The sequence below is a fragment of the Streptomyces sp. NPDC002994 genome (assembly GCF_040611155.1).
Taxonomy (GTDB): Bacteria; Actinomycetota; Actinomycetes; order Streptomycetales; family Streptomycetaceae; genus Streptomyces.
Genome location: NZ_JBEXNQ010000004.1, coordinates 152767 through 171439 on the forward strand (window position 1 = coordinate 152767; position 18673 = coordinate 171439).

An 18673-nucleotide genomic window follows, 5' to 3' on the forward strand; every position below is an offset into this window, starting at 1 on the left:
TCTCTCGAATGAGAGAGTGGTGCGATGCCCCGCAATCTGCACTCCGTCGACCATGAAGAGGTGGCTCACGCCGCATGCGCGGTGTCGGAACTCCTGCAGATGCTGTGGGGCCGCGGTCAGGAAGCCGCACCCTCCGGGCCGGTGTCATCTTCCCAACTGCGGGCCCTGACGGTGCTCGAGGGGCAGGACGGTGTCAACCTCCGGGCTTTGGGTGAGGCGCTCGGATCGCGACCGTCGTCCGTGAGCCGTTTGTGTGACCGCCTGGAAGCAGCGGGGCTCGTCGAGCGGTACCCCAGCGCGATCAGCCGCCGAGAGATCGAGGTGCGCCTGAGCCGGCGGGGACGTGCTCTCCTCGACGAGTTCCGGGCGTTTCGGGCACGCGAGGTCGAAACGGTGCTGCAAGAAATGAGTCCGGCGAAATTGGCCGCCCTCGCCGAAGGGCTGGAAGCCTTCCAAGCTGCCGCTGCGCGTGTCGGCCTTCCCGCCGAAGCGGCTAACGGACAGCGCCCCGCGGACATCGCCTAATCCCCTGCCTTCGATCGCTGTGGCCTCCTGTCGCACAGGGTGAACCGGACATTGCGGCCACAAAATAATTGCCCTCAGGACAATATTGACACAGGGCAACTGTTTTAGTCCAGGGGCCTCGATGAAGGTACGGACGTCCCTTGCGGGGCCCAGGCGTCGCTGCGATCGCATTGGTATCGTTGCCGCGCGGCAAATGATCCGTGCCGGCAAGCAGCTCTTGCGCTTGCCGCCAAGGGGCGGAACTGTCGGCCAATGATGGCCGTGCAGCCCACGGCCGTGCAGCCCACGCAGAGGCAGGATGGAACATGCGTATGGCCCGGCGTGGTGATCGGCGAGCCATCGCTGTCCGTGTCGAACGTGCGGACGATGAGGGAAGCGATCATGACTGACCAGTCCCGAAGCTGGCTCGGTGCAGCCGAAGACGCATTGAGGGCGGCGCCCCCCACCGGCCTTCTGTTCACCGCACGCTCGCTGCTCGCCACCTACCTGGACGCCCGCTGGGTGACCTTGCTACTGGCGGACTACGGCCTCACCGTGCTCCAACCAGTGACGCGCCTGCCCCACACAGGCGAGGCGGTGCCCGTTCGCGGCGAGCATCCGGCCGGCCGCGCCTTTTCCGCCCAGGCCGCCGTCGTGGAGGTGGCAGGAGAACCCGGCATGGTCACCGTGCACCTCCCCATCACCGTGCGAGGAGACCGTTTGGGCGTCCTGTCAGTGCATCTTCCGGAGCCGGCCAGAGGCACGCCCGGCGTACTGGAGCTCGCGGCCTTCGCCACAGCCATCGGACATGAACTGCTCGTCGCCGAACGAGACACCGACCTCTACCTGCAAGGGCGTAGACGCAAGCGCCTCACGCTGGCAGCGGAAATGCAGTGGCAGCTCCTGCCCGGCCGAGGGCTCACTCAGAATGAGTACACCCTTGGTGCTCACCTCGAGCCGGCCTACGCAATCGGCGGCGACAACTTCGACTGGACCACGACCGACGACCACCTCACCATCACAGTCTCCGACGGCAGGGGGACAGGAATCCAGGCCGCGCTCCTGACAAACCTCACCGTCAGCGCACTGCGCAACGCGCGCCGAGCCGGAATCTCGTTGTCCGACCAAGCATGCCTTGCTGACCAGGCCATCTACGGTGAATACGGTGGAGCGCTCTATTCGGCCACCCTCCTGCTGCGCTTCGACTTGACCACCGGGCACGTTCAGGCGGTCGACGCCGGCTCACCGCAACTGTTCTGCCAGCGGCAGGACACCGTCGAGCGCATCGAACTGGAAACCCAGATGCCGCTGGGCATGTTCGAAGAAACGGAGTATCGCGAACAGTCGCTGAACGTGAAGCCTGGAGACCGGTTGGTCATCGTGAGTAGCGGCGTACACAAGGCTCAGTCACGCGACGGGAGTGTCTTTGGTGAACGCGCCCTGCGGGAGACCATTGCTGCCACTCGCGGCTCATCGACGCACGAAACAGCACGCGCCGTCGTCGACGCGTTGGTGCAGTACCACGGCAGCCACGATCTGCCCAACGATGCCGCCGTAGTCTGCCTGGACTGGCGCGGAAGGCCCAATACTCCCGTGTCAGCCGCCGCTGCCCCCGCCGACTGAGCCGATTAGTCCCGGTCGGAGTCGGCGGCCCGAGCCGCCTTCGAAAAGGCCAGCAAACCGGCGAGGAGATGCTCGCGTTCAGCCGGCGACACGCGGTTGAGGATCTCGCCGAACAGTGCGTAGCGGCGTGCGAACAGGGAATCGATCAACCCATTTCCCGCCAGTGTCAGCACCAGCCCGATTTCCCGTCGACTGGTTTTCGCCGGTTCACGGCGCAACAGGCCCGCTGCTTCGAGCCGATCACACAGCCTGCTGACAGCGGGCGGAGCCGCACCGACTTCGTCGGCCAACCCCGTCAGGTTGATGCCCGGACTTCGGCGAGCGATCAGCAGCGCTTCCAACTGGAGCGCCGACAGCCGAGGAGATGCGGAGTGAGAGGCCTGCCCCCAGACGTCCACCAAAGCTTCAGCAGCCTCAGCCACCTGGACGGCAAAATCGTGCAGGGGATCGTTTGATGGTCCCGCGCGGTCCATACGGCCGTCACTCCCATGAACACACGTATCGGTGGAATCTAATACGGGTCGTCTGCCCGCTCTGCCGAAAATATCCCTGCTCAGGCGTCGTCGCTTGCGGAGATGTGGCAGCCGGTGGCAGGCCGGACGGCACATGTCCGGCCCGGTGTCTGAGTTCCCTGCCTCGACACACACCAGTTGCAGCCCTGACTACACTAGTGCGGCCGGCGTGCCACGTCTTGTTCCAGCCCGGCCATGTCAGTTCGCGTGCCCACGACCAGGTCCCCGGTCGGTAGACCGGGACCAGGACCTGGCCGCGGGAAGTAACACGGGCGGTGGTGCGGGCGGCGATCAGGGTTTTCCTGTGCCGCCGGCAGCGATCACTCCCCCCGCGTATGGGCGCGCAGAGTACGGAGAGCGGCGGTGACCGTTTCCTTGTGATGCGGTCGCTACAAACGGCCCTTGCTACCGAGGAAGTTCGCCTGCCGTCTTCTCCAGGCGTAGGAGGTCGTGGGGTGTGAGCTCACAGGCGTCACATACGGCTTCGATCGGCGCGCCCTTGCGCACAGCACCGACTGCTTCCATCTCCACATCTGCGCGGGCAGCGTCTACTGCGGCTTCGGCGTCACGTAGACGGTTGACGGCCAGCTCAAGAGGGGCGAGGTCCATTGCCGGATGGTCGCACAAAACTGTGCTTCGGAGGAACTGAGGGGGGCGCATGGTTGTCGACTTCAGCCTCCGGCAACGCCTGCGGGCTCACCGTCATCGGCCCGGCAAAGCTGTAGAGCCACAGGGCGCTCTCCATGGGGGCCCGTTCGAGTGGCCCTTGCAGCAAACTTCCCTATGAGCGCTCTCGTTGACACGCCGCGGCCCACGCGTGCCCGATGGCTCAGCCATGTCCCGACGGCGGCAAAGTGGTGGCGGCAACTCTGCCTCGTTGACGACTCCGAATGGAGGAAACGCTGCGCCTGGCATCACCCAGTGTGTTTTGCGGCCGGTATCCGGGTAACACTGCGTAACGAAAGCCTCCTGAGGAACCTCAGAGAAAGGCGGGACACATGTCCATGGGCACCGGAATCATCTTCGGCATGGTCGTAGCGATCATCACTGCACTCATGCTCGTCCCACCAGTGACACAGTCACGCTCCGGCCACCTCAGAAACCGGTTCGGGCCAGAGTTCGATGCAGTCGCCTCTCAGTACAACGGAAACGCCAAAGCGACAGAACGGGAACTGAACGCCCGGGTAAGCCGGTTCGGCAACCTGCGCATCCAGGGTCTCACCCCGCAGATGCGCGAGCAGTACGCCGCTCAATGGGCCGGCCTGCAAGAACGGTTCGTCGACTGCCCCACCGTCGCCGTCGCGAAAGCCAATCAGCTGCTGTGTCAACTGGCCGTGGCCGTCGGCTTCCCGGCGGAGTCGCACGAACGTCAGCTTGAGGCCCTGTCCGTACATCACCCGTACCGCGTGGACGGCTGTAGGCAACTGCACTTGGCTGCGCACAAGCACAAGACGGCTACTGGAGCGGCTGAGGTCGAGGAGATGCGCCAGGCTATGGTCGCCGGTCGCCTGCTCTTCGAAGAGTTGCTCAGGGCACGGCCGGATGAAGGGCCTCGCAAGGCAGGGGCACATCGGCGGAGTCCGCGGCGCTTTCGAAGCGTTCCGGCCCAGCGAACTGGCGGCCGTACGCGGACCATCGGTTAAGCGACGACCTTTGCCCTCTCGATCCCAGGAGCTGGGCGGGGACCAGGCAGGCTCAGGGTCTGGTCCCTGTGCCGCCTCGGGGTGCGCGCAAGCACACCGCGCGAGGTCACCGATCGGTCAGGACCCCGGTGGCGGTTTCGTTGCCTGCCTGGTCGTAGGACCAGCCGGTGGTCACCCCGTTCTTCGCCGTCGCTGGCCGGCCGAGGCTGTCGTAGGTGTAGGTGGTGACACCGAGCGGAGCAAGCGGGGTGGGCGTCGTATGTGAACGACGTGATGGTGCCGCGGGCATCCTCGACCGCGCAACGCCGACCTTCGAAGCCGCCGCAGGTTGTGGTGGCTTTGTTGTATGTGAAGGGCATGTGTAGCGCCAGTCGCCCCCTGTTGCCGTCTGGCAATAGTTGCTATTCTGCACACGTTCAAGCAGTCTTTGAGGGCCGGGGCGTGAGGCCAAGAGTTGTCGACCGATAGCCACTTAGGACATGGGGCCGGAAAGGAATCCGTGGATCGACCGCTCAGCCCGGGCAGCCGGCTTCCAGCGAGGCTCAACCGGCTTAGCGGCACTCCCCGTTGCCCGTGCCGGGAGCGGCCCTGGCTTGGTGGTCATCGACGCTCGACCTCAAGGGGCGTCGAGTGACAACGGACGCCGCCCTGTTGCTGGCTCCCCCTACGCACGCCCGGCGGCACACCGCTGCAGCTGCCAGCGGTGCAGGGTTGGGGAGTGGGCCGCTCGTCGAGAACAACTACGACGCCCGAAGACGGCGTAACGGCGTGGCAGATCCGTCGTCATCCTGGCGGCCCAAACGAGCCTCTTGGTGGCCGTCACGGACCCGCTCGGCTGATGGCCGCGTTCTCCGGTACCCGGCGAACGCGCGCGAAACCTCAGATGGTCGCTATGAGAGGAAAGAGACATGACGGCGTTCTCTGCAAGAACCGGTGAGACACGGGAGCAGGCCACTGATGGTCCGGTCCGTGTGGGTGATTTGCCTTGGATCGAGGACGCGGGAAAGGTCGCCCCGAAGGATGCGCGGGTTGTGTCGAAGTTGTTTTTCGATCAGTTGCAGGTCCTCGAAGAGGGCACGCATGAGTATCAGTACGCGCGTAACACGCTCATCGAGATGAACCTCTCACTGGTCAGATTCGCTTCGCGCCGCTTCCGTACTCGGGGCAGCGGCGAGATGGACGATGTCGTCCAGGTCGGCACGATCGGGCTGATCAAAGCCATCGACCGCTTCGACCTCTCTCGCGAGGTCGAGTTCGCCACCTTCGCCGTGCCCTACATCGTCGGCGAGATCAAGCGGTTCTTCCGTGACACCAGCTGGGCAGTTCACGTGCCCCGCCGACTGCAGGAATTGCGGGTCAACCTCGCCAAAGCCAAGGAAGACCTTGCCGCCGTCCTTGACCGTGATCCCACGGTCAGGGAACTCGCCGAGCAACTTGAGTTGAGCGAGGAAGAGGTCATCGAGGGCCTGGTCGCCTCCAACGGATACACCGCCAGCTCGCTTGATACGCCCACCGAACCGGGCGAGGACGGCCAGTCGCGCCACGCCCGCGCCTTGGTCGACGTGCTGGGCGAACCCGATGCCGCGATGGAAATCGTAGAAGACCTGCAGGCCCTGGCTCCCCTGCTCAGCGGCCTCAATGACCGGGACCGAACAATTATCGAGATGCGCTTCGGCCGTGAGTTGACTCAGGCACAGATCGGGAACGCACTCGGTATCTCCCAAATGCAAGTCTCCCGGCTGCTGAGCCGCGTCCTGACCACACTCCGGTCGGGCATGCTCAGCAACAACTGAGACGGCCACACTCCGGCCTTGGTCTGGAGACTGCCGCCATGGATGTGGCGCGCTGGAAGCGCCTGCCGCACCAGGGCGGGAAGACCGCAGTGAAGTACCACACCCGGCGCCTTGTTCTTGCAATAGCCGGCACCGATGGGGGTACACGCACGTCCTTGGGAACCGATGATCACGGCGTCGGCGATGACCGAGGCCGTGACGAAACCAGAGAAGAGGGCATGCTTATGTCGCAGGTCGAGGAATCCATCGAGGTCAACGTGCCGGTCAACACGGCGTACAACCAGTGGACCCAGTTCGAGACGTTCCCGCAGTTCATGGAAGGCGTCGAGCGGATCGAGCAGCGCACCAACACCCTCACCCACTGGGTCACCACTGTGAACGGCGCGGCGCGCGAGTTCGACGCTGAGATCACCGAGCAGATTCCTGATGAGCGCGTGGCCTGGACGACAGTGAATGGCGAAGCCAAGCAAGCGGGCGTTGTCACGTTCCACCGCATCGACGATGCCAAGACGAAGATCATGCTGCAGATGGACTTCGACCCCGAGGGCTTGGCCGAGACGGTGGGCGACAAACTCGGCTTCGTCAAGCGGCAGGTAACCGGCGACCTGAACCGGTTCAAGATCTTCATCGAGAACCGCAGTGCCGAGACTGGCGCTTGGCGCGGCCAGGTCTGACCAGCCCTGCTACGTAGGGGGTGGCTCGATCAACAATGCAGTCTGGGCGGCAGAGCTTTTCGCCGCATCTCGGTCGGCCGTTGATCTGGTCGACGCGTTCGGGGATGGCGGCCACCTTCTCGGGCCGGGTCCGGGGATTTTCCGGGCCCGGCCGGCCCACGCGGACACCGTCCATGGCGGATTCGGGCCGGGGCCGCGTGCTGGTGGGCGCGTACTGTCGTGCAATCGACGAGTCATCTGCCGCCGGTCACGAACCGGCCGCCCCATCTGCGACCGCGGCAGCAACGACTCAACAACGGCCCACGACCAGTGCGATGCGTGGCCGGTCAAGCCCGGTCGCTTCGTGCAGTGGAAGCTCGACACCGACTTCGGATCGCCCCTGGTGTAGCGGGCGTACTTCGGGCAGCGGCAGCGGCAGTCGGCTGTCGGCAGTGAGCGCAGTACGTGGCCCGTGGTGGAGTCCATCTCGTACGAGGTCACCGTCTCGACCAGGCGCGCCGACAGCACGGCCACCCTGCCGGCCGTGCCGCCGGTGCGGGTCTCGACGCAGCTTCTGCCTTGCTGCACACTGACCGGCACGGTGGAGAAAGCGGCCGTCAAATGATCCGCCCCGGGTTGGGGCACAGCGAACGGGAAGCAGGGGAGCGCCGGTGGAACACTCCCTCGTACAGGAATCCGCGCAGGGAGAGCGCGGAGCGTCGCCGGTGGTCCCGGCGGAGCGCCCTGCGTCGCCCCGCCGTGGTTCCGAGTCCGGTACCGGGCCGGTGCTGGGCCGCGCGCTGCAGATCCTCGGTGCGTTCAGCGCGGACTGTCCGGAGATGACGTTGAGCGAGCTGTCCCGGCGGTCCGGGCTGCCCGTGTCGACCGTGCACCGGATGCTGGGCGAGCTGATCGCCTGGGGGGCGCTGGAGCGCGGTGACAAGGGGTGCTACCGCGTCGGCCTGCGGCTGTGGGAGGTCGGCTCGTTGGCGCCGCGCGGTCAGGGGCTGCGGGAGCGTGCCCTGCCGTTCCTGGAGGATCTTTCCCAGATCACCCGCGAGAACGTGCAGCTCGCGGTGCGCGAGGCTACCGAGCTCGTCTTCGTCGAGCGCATCGCGGGCTCCGGCGCGGTCCCTGTACTCACACGCGTGGGCGGGCGTTTCGCCCTCACGGCCACCGGGGTCGGGCTGGTGCTGCTCGCGCATGCCCCCGCCGAGGTGCAGGACCAGGTGCTCGCCGGTCCCTTCGAGCGTTTCACGCCGTGTACGGTCACCGATCCGCGTGCGTTGCGGCGCATGCTGGCCGAGACGCGGACCAACGGCTACGTGGTCAGTGACCGCCAGGTCACGATGGACGCCGTGTCGGTCGCCGCACCCGTGCACGGCAGCGACGGTGCGGTGATCGCCGCCGTCTCGCTCGTGGTACGCCACGGCAGCACCTCTCCGCACGCGCTGGCCCGGCTGGTGTGTACCAGCGCCCGGGCGATCTCCCGGGCCATGGTCGCGCCAAGGGCCTGAAGCGCGACTGTCAGCAGCTTCGGTGCCTGGGGCGATCGGTGACCGCCTTGCCGTACGTCTGCTCTGTCATGGGCCGTCGCCCCGGGATGGCGACGCGCCGCGGCGATCAGGTCGCGCAGAACTGTCGACTGGCGACCTGATCGCCGTTCATAACAAGGTGACGTTGGGGCGCCCCCAGGAACGCAGCTGTTCAGAAGCCGCCGCGTTGCCAGGGACCCCAGATGGCGATGCTCATCCCGATTTTTGACTGGATGTTCACGAAGAGTGTCCTGCCGTCGGGCGCGAAGGTCGAGCCTGCGAATTCGGCGTCAGGGTCATCTGTGAGGGGTTCCAGGCGTGCGAAGTCGAAGATGGAGCCGGCGGGAGTAAGTCCACGCAGGTAGTTGCCCCCGTCGCCGTCCTCACACAGCACGAGGGTGCCGCGCGGACTGGCGGTGACGTTGTCCGGCAGATCGAGGGTCATCGAGTGTGGAGACTCGTACATGAGTCGAAGCATGTTCTCTTGCGTGTCGTACGCCCACACCTGGCCGCGGCCGTCGCCGAAGCCGCTGGGTGCCGCATCACCCGCTGCGGTCGCGCCGCCTTGGGTTGAGACGAAGTACACGACGCCACGGTGGTAGACGCACCCTTCCAGCCGGGAAAAGATCGCCGCACCCTTGGCCCGGCCCTGCGAGCCGACCGCTTGCATCGCCGTGGCATTGGCCGTTCCCGGCGCGAAGTCCGGGTCGGGGTCGTCTATGTCCACCCAGGACACCCGGTAGGCCGCGCCCGGCCGCTGGCCGAGCGAGAGGTCCGCGTTCTCCTCGCCGCGCACAGCCAGCATCTGGAGCCGTCCGCCGTCCAGCAGTTTCCCCGTGGTCCGCGGATCGCGCGGCGGCAGATAGCGGTAGAAGCCGGAGGCGAACCCGAAGTTGTCCTCGCACTCGTAGACCGCACCTGTGTGAGGGTCGAAGGCGACCGACTCATGGGGGAACCGTCCGGCGGCCCGTATCGGACGGGCGGCGGCGGCCTTGCCCGTGGGCACCTCGAAGATATAGCCGTGCTTCTGTTGCAGAAGACTGTTGTCGCCGCCGGTGAAGTCGTTTCCGACGTCGGGGCCGTTGACGGTCTCCTCACAACTGACCCAGGCTCCCCACGGCATCGGTCCGCCGGAGCAGTTCATCTGCGTACCGCTGAGGCTGGCCGCGCTCCGTAGCACTCGTCCCTGACCGGTCACCATCAGAGTGGCGGTTCCGCCGCGGGCGGCTGGATCGTAGACGGTCTCCTCCGGCCCGAAGGCCTTTCCGGGGCCGTTCAGTTCATGGTTGCGGACCAGCAGTGTGGTGCCCAACTTGCCCGGGAAGGCGGCCATGCCGTCGTGCTTTCCGGGGGTGATGGACCCGTCGCTCATGGGCTCGCCCGCCGGGTTGAAGGACCGGTAGGAGAATCCCTTCGGCAGATGAAGCCGGATCTCGCCGTCACGCGCGTCGCGCACCGGCCCGAGCGTTCCGTAGCCGCTGCCGGGCCTGGGGCCGCCCTTGAGCGAGGCGCTGGCCACTCCAAGAAAGGGCCCGCCCAGAACTGCTCCCGCAGCCACAGCGGTGCCTCCGGCAAGGAAATGCCGTCGTTCCACGCTTCCTCCTGATGTGAAGTCTTGAAGAGGCGCACAAGGTATCCGCGCGTAGACCCTTCAGGGAACCCCTGCGTCGGCTTCTATTCATTCAAAGTTTGATCAGATGGTGTTGCGGTGTCTGCCTGCCGCGTTCCGGTGTACTCCAGCCTTTGATTGTCAGGTCGGCTGACGTTAGTGTTCCGGCTTCCTGCTCCTCCTGGAGGTTTTTCATGACCATGGAGTTCGCCACCCGCTACCGCTCGCGCTCCCACATCCCCGCCGAGCCGGGCAAGCCGTACTTCATAGAAAAGGGCATGGGTGACCGCGCCCACCTGATCACCGATCTGTTCACCATCTACTGCGGCGGCGAACAGACCGAGAACACCTTCAACTTCTTCACCTGTGACGGAGTCAAGGGCGACCTCATCCCCGCCCACCTCCACGCGGACACCTACGAGGTCTTCTACGTCACCGACGGCGCGGTACGTCTCTTCGTCGAGGACCTTCAGGGCGAACAGCAGGAGAAACTGCTCACCAGCGGCGACTTCGGCTTCGTACCGAAGAACTGCCCGCACTCCTACCGCATCGAGCGCCACCACAGCCGGATCGTCGGCGTGGCCGCAGGTCCCGGCAGCACCTTCGAGCGGTTCTTCGAAGGCCTCGGCGACCCCACCGACGACATCGGCCTCCCGCACCGGCCCCGCGTCCCCAGCCTGGACGAGTTCCGCGCCGCCGAACAGAACTTCGACGTCCGGTACCTGCCCACCCACCAGTGGAACACCGGGAGTTGACGTCCAAGTCCGCAGCCACCCCCGGCCCCGCCCGCTGCCCCGGCCCTGTCCTGTCCTGGAGAAAACAGTGCCCCTGTCACCCGACCTCATCGCTCTGCTCACCCCGCCCGCGCCCACTCGGCTGCCTCTGCCGCCGGCCGCACACCCCGCCCCTGGCGTCCGGCTGCTACGCGGCGCGGTCTACTCCACCCCGGCCAACGCCCGCCCGCTGGAACTCGACCTGTGGCTGCCCGACGAGCCGCAGGGTGCACTGCCGGTCATCGTCTACATCCACGGCGGCGCCTGGCGGACCGGTACGCGGACGGACATGGGGCCGCGCCTGCGTGGCTGGCGGCCCGGTCCCTTCGCCCGGCTGGCGCAGGCGGGGTTCGCCGTCGCCAGCCTCGACTACCGGCTCAGCGGCGAGGCGCTCTACCCCGCCCAGCTCGATGACGTCACCGCCGGCCTGGCCTGGCTGAACGCCCGCGCCGCGGAACTGGGCCTGGACACCCGCCGCATCGTGACCTGGGGTGAATCCGCGGGCGCCCACCTCGCCGCCCTGCTCGCGCTCACCGCCCCGGTCAGCGGCTGCGTCGCCTGGTACGGGCCGACCGACCTCACCGCCCTCCCCGCCCAGAGCGCGCCCGGCGCGTACGACGCCGCCGACCCGCGCACTCCCGAAGCACTGCTCATCGGGGCGGCGATCGCCGATGCTCCCGACCGCGCCCGGGCGGCCAGCCCGGTCACTTATGTCACCGCCACCGCGCCGCCGTTCCTCATCCTCCACGGCACCGACGACTCCGCGATCCCACTCGCTCAGGGCGAAGAGCTCGCCGCAGCCCTGCGCGACGCCGGCGTGGAGGTGGACTTCCAGCCGGTGCCCGGCGCCGACCATGTGTGGGTTGGCCTGCCCGAGGAGGAGGTCGAGCGGTGCTTCGACACCTCCCTGGCCTTCGCCCGCGCCCACACCGCGGCGCCACCATCGCCGGGACGTCCGTAAGCACCGGCTGCCGATCACGCTTGCAGCGGTCTTCGGGTCGGCGTACGGGTTCTCCGGTGTGCCGACTCGTCGATCCGCTGGTGGTTTATCAGTCCCTGCTTCACGGCGGTGACGACGTAGGACGGCTCGTCGAGCCACCTGTCTGGACCACGCCGGCGTTGACGTATAGAGCGCCACCGTGGTGAAGGGCGTGCTGTTCGCGCGAACGGTCGGCTGCCGGATCCGGGGGGCCGCCGGCACCCGGGGGCGCCGCGGCGGCAAGCAGGTGTGACGGTGCGACCGGCGCGCGGCGATACCGGCACTGGCCGATCGGGGACACGGCCCAGACCGACGCGCTGCTCTCGGTATGGGCCTTGGGGCGTGGCCGGGACCCTGGCGGTGACCGTCTCCGCGCCGTGGCTGATCGTCGCGCAGGGGCGCGGAAGTTACCGCCTCCTGCCTCAGCTGGCGAGCGTCATCTCCTCCGGGCGGCAAGTCCTGGTGGTGACCGCGCTGGGCGCCGCGGCTGCGACGGTGCTCGCAGCGCGGGTCACCGCCAAGGGCGCCGGTCCGCTGCCCCAGGAGGTCGTCCCGGCGCGCGCCGCCCGCCTGGCCGATCGCACTGTCCCTGATGGTCCTCTCGTACCCTGTTCGCCGAACCGGGCGAACTCCTGGGCGGGCCCGGCGGGCGCGCCACTCGGCGACTGGCTTCTGTATCGCGCCGCCGACGTGCTGCTGCTCGCGGTGGTGTGGTTGGCGCTGCGGCAGTTGCCCGGACTGCTCACCCGAGCCACTGTCCCGGCGCTGGCGGCCGGCGCGGTCTGTGCGACCGTCCTCGGGCTGCTGGCGAGCCGGCTGCTGCGGGTGGTGATGGACGGAGCGGGCCTGCGCTGGGGCCTGCTGCACCTGTCCACCGGTATCGGTCGCGGCGTCCCGGCCGCGCGGAAACCGCCGAAGCCACGGCCACCGTCCAGGACACCGCCCGGTCCTAGCGCTACAGGGCTACAGGGCTACAGGGCTGCTTGAGCTGAGCGACCAATGGGTGCATCCGCGCTGCCCCGTCGGGGCGAGGTGGGGCGACTGCCGTGAGGCACGCGGCGGTTCAGTCCACCCAGGTGGGCAAGGTGTTTCTCGCGCAGCTCTTCGGCCCCGCGCTCGTGGCTGCGCTACTTCTGCGGTCGCCCGTACCTCGGCGGGCTCGCTGTGGCCGCCGCCGCGCAAACCTTTCGTACGTACGCCGCCCCGGACTTGGCGGAAGCCGCTCCCGTTCCCGCGCTATCCGGCGCGATCGCGGAGGTACGCGTCCAGCTCGGCGGCCCCGGCCAACATCGCGCGCCCGCGGGCGGACAGCCGGCCGTGCCAGTCGCGCAGGGCGGCCTCCAGCGGCTCCAGCCCGCCGGCCGCCCGCACCTGGGCGATGAGCGGGGCGATCTGCTCCAGCAGGTAGCCGCCCCGCCTGAGCTGGTGGGCCAGCAGGACGTCCCGCACATCGGCCTCGTCGTAGACGCGGTACCCGGTCCGCGGGTCGCGGCGCGGGCGCACCAGCCCGGCGCGCTCCCATTTGCGCAGTGTGGCGGAGCGGATCCCGAGCTTCCCTGCCAGCGGCCCGATGAACGTCCCGCCGGGCGACCCCGACACCGCGTCCAGCCCGGACGCCGCGGTGGGCTCCAGGTCGCGCAGGGCGCTCTCCACGGCCTGGAGCGTCCGCCGGTCCTCAAGGAGCTGGGCGTGGCTCTCGTCGATGAGGCGGAACGCCTCATCGACCACGTCCTCGTTCACCGCCCGCATGATCGACGTCGCCGTCTGGTGGCCGTGGCCGGGCACCAGGGCGAGGAACGCGCGCAGGGCCCGCGCATGCAGCGGGGTGTAGGTGCGGTAGCCGTGGGGTGTGCGCCGGGCAGGCGGAAGGATGCCGGCCTCCTCGTAGTTCCTGACGGCCTGCGTGGACAGACCGTGCCGGCGCGCCAGGTCAATCGGCCTGAGCCGCTCGCCGTTTTGAAGGTTCTGACCCATGAGCCTGCCGAATCGCGGGATGTATCGCGGGAATATCGCGGAAAAGTTTCAACCGAGGGTTCAACGATACCGTTGATGGCATGGCTACTGACATCCAGGACACCGCCCATGCCGTCGAGGCAGCCGCCGTCATGAAGCTGCTCCCGGCCCGGCCGCGGCTGCTCGCCCTCGGCGAGCCCACCCACGGCGAGGACACTCTGCTCGACCTGCGCAACGAGCTCTTCCGGCAACTCGTCGAGCAGGAGGGCTACCGGACCATCGCGATCGAGAGTGACTGCGTGATGGGCCTGGTCGTGGACGATTACGTCGCCACGGGCACGGGCACCCTCGACGAGGTCATGGAACGTGGATTCAGCCACGGGTTCGGCGCGTCCGCGGCCAACCGTGAACTCGTGCGCTGGATGCGCGCGTACAACGACGGCCGGGCCGCGTCCGAGCGGCTCCGCTTCGCCGGCTTCGACGGCCCACTGGAGATCACCGGCGCCGCGAGCCCCCGGCATGCCCTCTCCGCACTCCACGGCTACCTCTCCGCCCTGGTGGACGCGGACCTGCTCCCCTGCACCGCGGAAACGCTCGACCGCCTGCTCGGCGCCGACGACCGGTGGACCAATCCCGCCGCGATGATGGACCCGGCCGAGTCCGTGGGGCAGTCGGCCGAGGCCAAGGAACTGCGGCTGCTCGCCGATGATCTGGTGGCGCTGCTCGACGCGCAGACGCCGCACCTGATCACGGCGACCTCGCGAGACGACTGGGACCGGGCGTGCCTGTACGGGCGCGCTGCCACCGGCCTGCTGCGCTACCACTTCTGGATGGCCGACACCTCACCGGCCCGCATGACGCGTCTGATCGGGCTGCGGGACTCGATGATGGCCGACAACCTCCTCGCCGTCGCCGAACGGAACCCGACCCTGGTCCACGCCCACAACAGCCATCTCCAGCGCGACAAGAGCACGATGCGCATGTGGGACCAGCCACTGCTGGAGTGGTGGAGCGCCGGCGCACTCGTGAACGCCCGCCTGGGGAAGGAGTACGCCTTCCTGGCCACGGCCCTCGGCACAATTCGGCACCAGGGAGTCGACACCCCGCCACCGCACACCGTCGAAGGACTCCTGTACGCGCTCCCGGAGGACCGCTACGTCGTCGACGCCACCCGGCTGGCCACCGCCCTCGGCGACGCGCGACCCGCCGCCCGCGTGTCGCCCTGGTTCGGCTACTCCCCGCTGGACCCGGCCCACTTGGCAGAAAACGACGGGATCGTGTTCGTCAAGGACGTTCCGGAGTGCTAGTGCCGCGACCGGGAAGGCTTACCGGGTTGCTCGGGGTGGACTGGTTCACCGTGGTGGTCGCGACTGGCGATTCAGGAGCCCCACCAGTACGGCGAGATCAGCCGCTCCTGCGGGATCGTCCGCGTAGGGGGTGGTCTGGAGCGGGCCTGCCTCGGCCGGCACCACACCCTCGCGGGCCGGCACGAAGGTGAGCGCGAGCAGAGCCGCCCGGCCGTCGCCGTCGCCGTCGCCCCAGCTCGGTACCAGCCGCACTCGGCGCCGGTACGATCCAGCACCCAGTTGCCGACCACACCGCCGCTGCCCCCTTCCCCGACGCCTTCGTGCCCGGCCAGTGGGCGATACGGAGAGTACGGTTCGGGCAGCTCGGTGGGCGGGGCGCACTCCATGCTCGTCTCGGATCAGCGCAGTTGGTGCGGCAGCTCAGTCCCGCCGCGACAGGCCGGCAGTGATGAGCCAGGCGGCCGATTCGTAAAGCACGCCGCTCGGCGTCTCGTGGGCGTCCAGGCTCGCGCGCAGATCTGTCAGGGCTCGGTGGCGGCCGCTGTCGTCGAGGCCGTCGAGCATCCAGCCGAGGAGCCCGGAGACGAACGCGTACGCCCGCCCGGCGTCCGGCCCGAAGCGCAGGGGGGCGGACAGGTCCTCGAAGCGCGGCTCGGTGAAACCCGCCGCCGTGAGCCGCGCCCGTACTTCGTCCGGCTCGGCCATGGAGAACGGACCCGGCGCACCGGGCGCGGGTGCGGGCAGGGGCCGGCCCGCGGCCATGGCCGTGGTGAAGGCCCGGAACCATTCGTTGCGGGCCGGCGCCTGCCACACCAGCAGCACCAGACGGCCACCGGGGCGCAGAGCCCGCGCGATGTTGCGGAACGCCCTCACTGGTTCGGCGAAGAACATCGACCCGGTGCGACTGATCGCCACATCGAACTCTCCCTCGGGGAACAGATATGTCTGGGCATCAGCCTGCTCGAAGCGGACGTTGCCCAGTCCCTCCCCGGCGGCCTTCCGCCGTGCCACCCGCAGCATTTCGGCCGACAGATCGACGCCGAGCACCCGTCCGCCGACCGCCAGGCGTGCGGCGGCACGGGCCGATTCGCCCGTCCCACAGCCGATGTCGAGCACCCGCTCACCGGCGCCGATGGCGGCGGCTCCAAGAAAACGTGGTTGGTAGCCGCGGACCGCCCGGTCGAACTGATCGGCGTGTGCGGCCCAGTAGGCCCCCTGCTCGCCGTCCCAGGCGCGCGCCTGCTCGACGTTCGACGGATCGGGCTGCACGGTCTTGTCGCTCACCATGATCACCTGCTTGTGCGGACAAAGGGGTGATTTCATCCCGGTTTACGCCTTGGGGGTCCCGGCCGCATCTGGCCGCGGGCCCGGAGCAAGCTCTACGAGGAGCCGGTTTCCTGACCGACTTCAAACGGGCCGGCGAGCGGCCTGGAGCGAGGCCGACGACTCACCCCGGATTTATGAGCCAGAGGGGCACAATCGAGGCAGGGGGACGGCGACAGCGCTCCGCCCGGAGGGTGATGATTGACATGCCAGGGACCCGGTCTCATTCCCGCTATGTGCCGGATCGGGGGCTCACCACGCGCATGGTGACGACGATGTTCCTGATCGGGCTGCTGTACGTCGTCTTCATAGGCGTCCTGCTGGCCGTCCTGCGGGGGTCGTGGCCCGTCATCCTGCTGATCGCGGGTGGGCTGTTCATCGCGCAGTTCTGGTTCAGCGACCGGATCGCGGCCTTCAGCATGGGTGCCCGCGAGGTCACCCCCGAGCAGGCGCCCGAACTGCACGGTGCCATTGACCGCATCTGCGCTCTCGCCGACATGCCCAAGCCCCGTGTGGCGATCGCCGACAGCGACGTACCGAACGCCTTCGCCACCGGCCGCAGCCAGAAGACCGCCCTGGTCTGCGCCACCACCGGCCTGCTCCGTCGCCTGGAGCCGGAGGAACTGGAGGGCGTACTCGCGCACGAGCTGTCGCATGTCGCCCATCGCGATGTCGCGGTGATGACCATCGCGTCGTTCCTCGGTGTCCTCGCGGGCGTGATGACGCGGGTCGCGCTCTGGGGCGGCTTCAGCCGGGCGGGACACGGCCGCGACGGAAACGGCGCCGCTCTTGCGATACTCCTGATACCCCTGGTCAGCGCCGTCGTCTACGCGATCAGCTTCCTGCTCACCCGGCTGCTCTCCCGCTACCGCGAGCTGTCCGCCGACCGCGCGGCCGCTCTGCTGACCGGCCGCCCGTCGGCCCTCGCCGCCGCGCTCACCAAGGTGACCGGCCAGATGGCGAGCATCCCGACGCGGGACCTGCGGAAGGCTGAGCCGTTCAACGCCTTCTGGTTCGCGCCGGCGTTCTCCTCCGGGCAGAGCCTGAGCAGGCTGTTCTCCTCGCACCCGACGCTGGAGCAGCGCCTGGAGCAGCTCGGCAGGATCTCGATGCAACTGGGCCGCCCGTAACGCGGCCGCTGAAGCCGTCCGTAACCCAGAAGAGAGGATCTTCCTGTGGGACTCCTCGACACCATCCTCGGCCGCAGCAAGCCCGTACGCCCCGACCTCGACCAGCTCTTCGGCCTGCCCGCCGCCGCGATCACCCTCCAGGCGGCTGCCGGTTTCACCCCGACCGGCATCGGCTCGGTGTGCTTCGCCAGCGTGGAGGGCGGCGCCTTCGCCGCGCTCCAGCAGGACGTACGGGAGCTGCTCGACGCCGATACCGGCCGGGGCGGCGTACCGGTCGCGTTCAGCCAGGACGCGTACGGCTACACCTGGCTGCTCGTCCGCCACCCCGCCGATGACACGGCCTCACTGGTCAACGACCTGCACGCCGTCAACACCCTCCTCCAGGACGCCGGATTCGGCCCGCAGCTGCTCTGCTCGCTGATCGGCTTCCGGGAGGCCGCCGGGGACCGCGCCCTCGCGCTCATATACCTCTACAAACGCGGCACCTTCTACCCCTTCGCGCCGCTGCCCGGGAGGACCGAGAAGCGCGACAACGCTCTGGAACTCCAGGTCAGGGCGCTGCTCGCGAACGATCTGCGGGTCGAGCCGGACCTGGCCCGCTGGTTCCCGGTGTGGGGCGCGCCGGGGCTCGCGGGGGCGAACTGACCTGCCCACGCTTCCTTGCGGTCGCAGTCGGGCTCAGGCCGGCCAGGGGGAGGGGCGGGGCGGTGCGGGGCGGGGATAGATCCGGGACTGCTTGACGCTGCCGAAAGCAAAGCTGGACTGGATCGAGGCGATGCCGGGGATGGCATGGATCTGGTCGCGGACGAGGCGCTCGTACGCTTCAAGACTCTCGGTGACGATGCGGAGCAGATAGTCGCTGTCACCGGTCATGAGGTAGCAGTCCTGGATGTGTTCGATCCGGCCGACGTGCTCCTCGAATGTGCCGACCATGTCGGACGTGTGCCGTTCGAGGCGGATGTTCACGAAGACGGTGATCGGAAGGCCGAACGTCAGCTGGTCCACGATCGCGGTGTAGCCCCGGATGAGACCCGCCTCCTCCAGCCGCCGGACCCGGCGCAGGCACGGCGACGGCGACAGCCGGACGCGGTCGGCCAGCTCCTGGTTGGAGAGCCGCCCGTCGGCCTGCAATTCGCGGATGATCTGTAGGTCTACGGCGTCCATCGGGCACTCCTTGGCAGATTCTGCCCCCAGGCTAGGAATCCGGGGTGGAAATAGCAATCGCGTGCCCCGCCTCCTGCCATAGCGTTGCGGACGGTCTGACAGACCCGGCCCGCCCCTGACAGACCCGGCCGAGCCGGTTGCGCCGCGCCGCCCACCACGCCCGCCGGAGGAA

The 18673-nt window shown here is 68.3% G+C and carries 19 protein-coding genes; 13 read left to right on the top strand and 6 right to left on the bottom strand.

Annotation, left to right across the window (positions count from 1 at the left end; all coding sequences use genetic code 11):
• The first annotated feature begins 24 nt into the window (after positions 1–24).
• Complete coding sequence (locus ABZX79_RS06270; RefSeq protein ID WP_355252431.1) at positions 25–525, top strand: MarR family transcriptional regulator; 501 nt, start codon at positions 25–27, stop codon at positions 523–525.
• A 381-nt stretch (positions 526–906) separates the two neighbouring features.
• Positions 907–2127 carry a PP2C family protein-serine/threonine phosphatase gene (locus tag ABZX79_RS06275; protein ID WP_355252434.1) on the top strand — a complete coding sequence of 407 codons (1221 nt, stop codon included), beginning with the start codon at positions 907–909 and terminating at the stop codon, positions 2125–2127.
• Between the two features lie 5 nt (positions 2128–2132).
• Here the strand turns inward: ABZX79_RS06275 and ABZX79_RS06280 are convergent, their stop codons facing one another.
• Positions 2133–2600, bottom strand: coding sequence for a MarR family transcriptional regulator (locus ABZX79_RS06280; protein WP_355252437.1), 468 nt, complete (start codon positions 2598–2600; stop codon positions 2133–2135).
• A gap of 1037 nt (positions 2601–3637) precedes the next feature.
• Here ABZX79_RS06280 and ABZX79_RS06285 point away from each other — a divergent pair.
• From ABZX79_RS06285 to ABZX79_RS06305, 5 genes are all read left to right on the top strand, one after another.
• The gene (locus ABZX79_RS06285; protein ID WP_355252440.1) at positions 3638–4282 is read left to right on the top strand and encodes a hypothetical protein; all 645 of its coding nucleotides are present in this window, start codon (positions 3638–3640) and stop codon (positions 4280–4282) included.
• 908 nt (positions 4283–5190) lie between these two features.
• Positions 5191–6075 (top strand): RNA polymerase sigma factor SigF, encoded by an 885-nt coding sequence (locus tag ABZX79_RS06290; protein ID WP_355252443.1) that lies wholly within the window; start codon positions 5191–5193, stop codon positions 6073–6075.
• A 224-nt stretch (positions 6076–6299) separates the two neighbouring features.
• The gene (locus ABZX79_RS06295) at positions 6300–6749 is read left to right on the top strand and encodes an SRPBCC family protein (RefSeq protein WP_355252931.1); all 450 of its coding nucleotides are present in this window, start codon (positions 6300–6302) and stop codon (positions 6747–6749) included.
• 451 nt (positions 6750–7200) lie between these two features.
• Positions 7201–7353 (top strand): hypothetical protein, encoded by a 153-nt coding sequence (locus ABZX79_RS06300; RefSeq protein WP_355252446.1) that lies wholly within the window; start codon positions 7201–7203, stop codon positions 7351–7353.
• A gap of 46 nt (positions 7354–7399) precedes the next feature.
• Entirely contained in the window at positions 7400–8245 is an 846-nt protein-coding gene (locus tag ABZX79_RS06305) for an IclR family transcriptional regulator (protein ID WP_355252449.1), read from the top strand.
• Between the two features lie 190 nt (positions 8246–8435).
• Here the strand turns inward: ABZX79_RS06305 and ABZX79_RS06310 are convergent, their stop codons facing one another.
• Positions 8436–9857 (bottom strand): alkaline phosphatase PhoX, encoded by a 1422-nt coding sequence (locus ABZX79_RS06310; protein WP_355252452.1) that lies wholly within the window; start codon positions 9855–9857, stop codon positions 8436–8438.
• Positions 9858–10066: 209 nt separating this feature from the next.
• Between ABZX79_RS06310 and ABZX79_RS06315 the strand changes: the two genes are divergently transcribed.
• The 3 genes from ABZX79_RS06315 to ABZX79_RS06325 all read left to right on the top strand — a co-directional run bounded on the left by ABZX79_RS06315 (position 10067) and on the right by ABZX79_RS06325 (position 12611).
• The gene (locus ABZX79_RS06315) at positions 10067–10627 is read left to right on the top strand and encodes a quercetin 2,3-dioxygenase (protein WP_355252455.1); all 561 of its coding nucleotides are present in this window, start codon (positions 10067–10069) and stop codon (positions 10625–10627) included.
• Between the two features lie 67 nt (positions 10628–10694).
• Positions 10695–11606 (top strand): alpha/beta hydrolase, encoded by a 912-nt coding sequence (locus ABZX79_RS06320; RefSeq protein WP_355252457.1) that lies wholly within the window; start codon positions 10695–10697, stop codon positions 11604–11606.
• A 360-nt stretch (positions 11607–11966) separates the two neighbouring features.
• Positions 11967–12611: a hypothetical protein gene (locus tag ABZX79_RS06325; protein ID WP_355252460.1), complete on the top strand. Its 645-nt coding sequence runs from the start codon at positions 11967–11969 to the stop codon at positions 12609–12611.
• A gap of 249 nt (positions 12612–12860) precedes the next feature.
• Here the strand turns inward: ABZX79_RS06325 and ABZX79_RS06330 are convergent, their stop codons facing one another.
• Complete coding sequence (locus tag ABZX79_RS06330; protein WP_355252463.1) at positions 12861–13598, bottom strand: TioE family transcriptional regulator; 738 nt, start codon at positions 13596–13598, stop codon at positions 12861–12863.
• An 80-nt stretch (positions 13599–13678) separates the two neighbouring features.
• Here ABZX79_RS06330 and ABZX79_RS06335 point away from each other — a divergent pair, with 80 nt between their 5' ends.
• A complete protein-coding gene (locus ABZX79_RS06335) occupies positions 13679–14884 on the top strand; it encodes an erythromycin esterase family protein (protein WP_355252466.1) in 1206 nt (401 codons plus the stop codon).
• A gap of 45 nt (positions 14885–14929) precedes the next feature.
• Here ABZX79_RS06335 and ABZX79_RS06340 read toward each other — a convergent pair whose 3' ends face one another.
• Both ABZX79_RS06340 and ABZX79_RS06345 read right to left on the bottom strand, forming a co-directional pair.
• Positions 14930–15136, bottom strand: a complete 207-nt coding sequence (locus ABZX79_RS06340) for a hypothetical protein (protein WP_355252469.1) — start codon at positions 15134–15136, stop codon at positions 14930–14932.
• Positions 15137–15304: 168 nt separating this feature from the next.
• A complete protein-coding gene (locus ABZX79_RS06345; RefSeq protein ID WP_355252472.1) occupies positions 15305–16207 on the bottom strand; it encodes a class I SAM-dependent methyltransferase in 903 nt (300 codons plus the stop codon).
• Between the two features lie 206 nt (positions 16208–16413).
• Here ABZX79_RS06345 and htpX point away from each other — a divergent pair, with 206 nt between their 5' ends.
• Positions 16414–17337 carry a zinc metalloprotease HtpX gene (gene htpX / locus ABZX79_RS06350; RefSeq protein WP_355252475.1) on the top strand — a complete coding sequence of 308 codons (924 nt, stop codon included), beginning with the start codon at positions 16414–16416 and terminating at the stop codon, positions 17335–17337.
• Between the two features lie 45 nt (positions 17338–17382).
• On the top strand, positions 17383–17982 hold the full coding sequence (locus ABZX79_RS06355; RefSeq protein ID WP_355252478.1) for a hypothetical protein: 600 nt from the start codon (positions 17383–17385) through the stop codon (positions 17980–17982).
• Positions 17983–18015: 33 nt separating this feature from the next.
• On the opposite strand, the gene ABZX79_RS06360 is transcribed toward ABZX79_RS06355, so the two are convergent.
• Positions 18016–18501: an Lrp/AsnC family transcriptional regulator gene (locus ABZX79_RS06360; protein ID WP_355252481.1), complete on the bottom strand. Its 486-nt coding sequence runs from the start codon at positions 18499–18501 to the stop codon at positions 18016–18018.
• Between the last annotated feature and the right edge of the window lie 172 nt (positions 18502–18673).

Coding starts and splice junctions, on each gene's coding strand:
- ABZX79_RS06270 (WP_355252431.1), top strand. CDS start 25: ATGCCCCGCAATCTGCACTCCGTCGACCATGAAGAGGTGGCTCACGCC.
- ABZX79_RS06275 (WP_355252434.1), top strand. CDS start 907: ATGACTGACCAGTCCCGAAGCTGGCTCGGTGCAGCCGAAGACGCATTG.
- ABZX79_RS06280 (WP_355252437.1), bottom strand. CDS start 2,600: ATGGACCGCGCGGGACCATCAAACGATCCCCTGCACGATTTTGCCGTC.
- ABZX79_RS06285 (WP_355252440.1), top strand. CDS start 3,638: ATGTCCATGGGCACCGGAATCATCTTCGGCATGGTCGTAGCGATCATC.
- ABZX79_RS06290 (WP_355252443.1), top strand. CDS start 5,191: ATGACGGCGTTCTCTGCAAGAACCGGTGAGACACGGGAGCAGGCCACT.
- ABZX79_RS06295 (WP_355252931.1), top strand. CDS start 6,300: ATGTCGCAGGTCGAGGAATCCATCGAGGTCAACGTGCCGGTCAACACG.
- ABZX79_RS06315 (WP_355252455.1), top strand. CDS start 10,067: ATGACCATGGAGTTCGCCACCCGCTACCGCTCGCGCTCCCACATCCCC.
- ABZX79_RS06330 (WP_355252463.1), bottom strand. CDS start 13,598: ATGGGTCAGAACCTTCAAAACGGCGAGCGGCTCAGGCCGATTGACCTG.
- ABZX79_RS06335 (WP_355252466.1), top strand. CDS start 13,679: ATGGCTACTGACATCCAGGACACCGCCCATGCCGTCGAGGCAGCCGCC.
- ABZX79_RS06345 (WP_355252472.1), bottom strand. CDS start 16,207: ATGAAATCACCCCTTTGTCCGCACAAGCAGGTGATCATGGTGAGCGAC.
- htpX (WP_355252475.1), top strand. CDS start 16,414: ATGCCAGGGACCCGGTCTCATTCCCGCTATGTGCCGGATCGGGGGCTC.
- ABZX79_RS06360 (WP_355252481.1), bottom strand. CDS start 18,501: ATGGACGCCGTAGACCTACAGATCATCCGCGAATTGCAGGCCGACGGG.